Source organism: Mycobacterium sp. TH-M25 (assembly GCF_057473665.1).
Map to the genome: position 1 here is coordinate 1 of NZ_JBYCLA010000621.1, position 3,362 is coordinate 3,362.

Here is a 3,362-nt window from a genome sequence, read left to right on the forward strand (position 1 = left end):
TCTCCTCGTCGTTGAAGTCGGCGAGGTCGATGACCTTCTGCAGGCCGTTGGCTTCCGCCAGCGCCGCGATGATCTTGTTGAAGCGGTCGCCGATCTCCTTGTCACCCTTGGCGGCGAGCATGTCGTCGAACGAGCCACCCTTCGGCACGTCGATCAAGCTGTTGGGGTCGGCTTTCGCCTTGTCCGATACGTACTTTACGAACAGCAACGTCAGGATGTAGTCCTTGTACTGAGACGCATCCATCCCGCCGCGTAGCTCGTCGCAGGACTTCCAGAGCGATGAATACAGGTCAGACTTCTTCAGCGCCACAGCCTGAGTCTCCGTTTAATGTTGTTGGTTATCGTTTTCAATTATAGCAGGGACTCATGTCATTTCCGCAGCTCAGTGCATGTTTTGAGACTTCTCGGAAGACATCGTCTAAAGCCTATGTGACAGGCCGACAAGGTTCTGGCATTTAGTGGACTCCCCGGCGATGAGTTTGCCCACGAGACGCGACGGTCGGGACAGCGAACCACAGACACGCGCGTGCGCGACGTGATCGGACCTCTTTGCTCCTCCTTCGACGTGATCGTCCCCGTGATCTCCCACATGAATTGTTCGTCAATCTCGCGGTCTTCTATATGCGCTGAGACGACGATGTGGCCGATGATGCTCGGGAACCAGATTCTTGATACCAGTAAGGAAAATTCTCACGTGCGACGCGAAGTCGCGCATAGCAAGTGGACTCGCAGATTGGAGGCCGGTCATGCCGGGTGCGTAGTTCTCGATCAGTGTTCCAGATCGATCCCCGCCTTGGCGTGCGTTGACGGGTCTTGTCCGTTGGGGTGCGAAGCCCAGGGTAAAAGCTCAAGGGCCCCTGTTCCGTCTGGGGGAGCAACCGGGTGAGGGGAAGACCGGGCGGGTGAACGCAAGTGAACCCCTGATGATGCCTCGTTATTTCTAGCCCTGGACGACGGGACGAATACCTGGGTGATAGGGCCTGGCCGCTGGAAGGGGCGGCAAGCGGCGACCGGGCAGTGAGGGCCGGTCGTGGGAACACCGCTGGCCTCGGGGTATAGGGGGCACCCATTCCGGTCGTGTCTTGTGTGCGTGGAACGTGGAAACCCCGTCGGGGTCCGGGCCGAATCGGTCCGGTAGGCCGATCGTAAGAGGGGCGCAATCCCTCGGCGGGACAGGATGCTCAAGAAGCGGATGCCGGTGGCCGAAAGGCGACGGGACTCGCGACGGTGTGACCGCTGCTTCCGGTGGTCGTCGTGGGGAACCGGCCGGATGCCGGCCCAAGCGGGGCCGGGCTCGTAAGGGTGCTGACGTGGGCAGGTGAGCCTTTGAACACCGAGGCCGACGGCCTGATGAACCGAAGGGGCAAGTTGGACACCATTGTGGTGAACGGACCCGAGGGCGTCGCTGTGGAGTGGGATTTCGTCGATTGGCGTGCTCATGAGCAGAACGTAATCCGGTTGCGGCGCAGGATCTTCAAGGCGACGCGGGAGCAGGACTGGGCCATGGTCCGGTCGCTGCAGAAATTGATGCTGGGGTCGTGGTCGAACACGTTGGTGAGTGTGCGGCAGGTTACCCAGCGTAATGCCGGGCGTCGGACGGCGGGGATTGATGGCGAGGTTGCCTTGTCGTCACCAGAGCGGGCGGATATGGCGGTGCGTGTGCACCGCGGTCGCGCGAGCTGGGACCCGATGCCGGTTCGGCGTGTGTACATTCCGAAGGCCAGCGGCAAGCAGCGTCCACTCGGTATTCCGGTGTTGATGGATCGGTGTCATCAGGCGCGGGTCCGCAACGCGCTGGAACCGGAGTGGGAGGCTAAATTCGAGGCCCGCTCATACGGGTTTCGTCCTGGCCGTGGCTGCGCTGACGCGGTCAGCTCGTTGTATTGGACCCTGAAAGGCCCTCGTGCCCAACGGGTCTGGATTCTCGATGCCGACCTGTCGGCCGCGTTCGATCGGATCGATCATGACCGGCTGCTCGATGCGCTCGACGGATTCCCCGCGCGGGAACTGATCAAGCGCTGGCTTGCGGCGGGCGTGTTCGAACCGGGTAAGGGCTTCGCCCCGACCGAGGAGGGAACTCCGCAAGGCGGGGTGATCAGCCCGTTGCTGTTGAACGTGGCGCTGCACGGGCTGGAGGAGGCCGCCGGGGTCGGTTACCGCCAAACCGGTGTCAACACTGGGGCAGCGATGCCGGGAACCCCGATTCTGGTCAGGTATGCCGACGACATGGTGGTCTGTTGTGTTTCGCAGCGACAGGCCGAAGATGTCAAGGAGCGGCTCGCCGGGTGGCTGGCGCCGAGGGGTCTGGTTTTCAACGAGGACAAAACGCGCATCGCGCACCTCGAAGAGGGCTTCGACTTTCTCGGCTTCACTGTGCGCCGATACCGGCGCGGTGGTCGGCCGGGCAAGCTGTTAATCAAACCGAGCCAGGATGCGGTCAGGCGAATCCGGCGCAGGCTCGCCGAGGAGATACGCGGCATGCGTGGCTCCAACGCGGTGGCACTCATCGCCAGGCTCAACCCGATCATCCGGGGTTGGGCCGCCTACTACCGGGGGGCGGTGTCCAGCAAAGCGTTCGCGGCGCTGGATAGCTACGTGTGGTGTCTCACCTATCGGTGGGCGCGCCGCACCCACCCCAATAAGTCGAAGAAGTGGATCGTGCGCCGCTACTTCGGCAGGTTCAACCGATTCAGGAATGACCGGTGGGTGTTCGGTGCCCGCGATCGGGTAATCAACGATCGTGGCGATATCGCCTACCTCACCAAGTTTTCCTGGACCAAAATCGTCCGGCATCGGCTGGTTGCGGGTGGGGCGTCTAAAGACGACCCCGACCTGACCCAGTACTGGGCCGCACGGCAGCGAAAGATGTTGGCCCCGTTGGACAGTTACAACTTGCGCCTGCTTGTCGAACAGGACGGGCGCTGTCCATTGTGCGGGACCCACGTCCTTACCCCGGATCAGCCCCCGCAATCCCCCCACGAGTGGGAACGCTGGTGGCTGAGCATCGTCAAACGGGCGATCGCTGCCGACTACCTCACCCACCACGGGCGAGGCGGCACGCCGGACGGAAACCGAACCCGCCTGGTACACACCTCATGCCACCGCAGCCTTCGGGCTCGCACAGGCACGAGACCGGAACCCGCAACTCCCTCGGGGCTTGCTTGAGCCGTGTGCGGGGAAACTCGCTCGCACGGTTCTGAGGGGGCCCCGGCGCAGCAATGCGCCGGGGCTACCCGACACCGCAGGTCAGGATGGTTTTCTCCGCGACCTTCGTCGGCAGACCACACCGATGGGCGATCGACTGCGAGGCCCTGGCAACAGCTTGGTCGCGGCACGCGGGCATGGCTGTGTCATCTCCTGGC

General features: G+C 62.9%; 2 protein-coding genes. One reads left to right on the forward strand and one right to left on the reverse strand.

Going from position 1 to position 3,362, the window contains the following annotated elements; all coding sequences use genetic code 11:
- A partial coding sequence (locus tag AC2VOU_RS20605) for a type I restriction-modification system subunit M N-terminal domain-containing protein (protein ID WP_486959038.1) occupies positions 1 to 310 on the reverse strand: 310 nt, incomplete at its 3' end.
- A 1,016-nt stretch (positions 311 to 1,326) separates the two neighbouring features.
- Between AC2VOU_RS20605 and ltrA the strand changes: the two genes are divergently transcribed.
- A complete protein-coding gene (gene ltrA, locus AC2VOU_RS20610; protein ID WP_486959039.1) occupies positions 1,327 to 3,165 on the forward strand; it encodes a group II intron reverse transcriptase/maturase in 1,839 nt (612 codons plus the stop codon).
- Positions 3,166 to 3,362 lie beyond the last annotated feature (197 nt).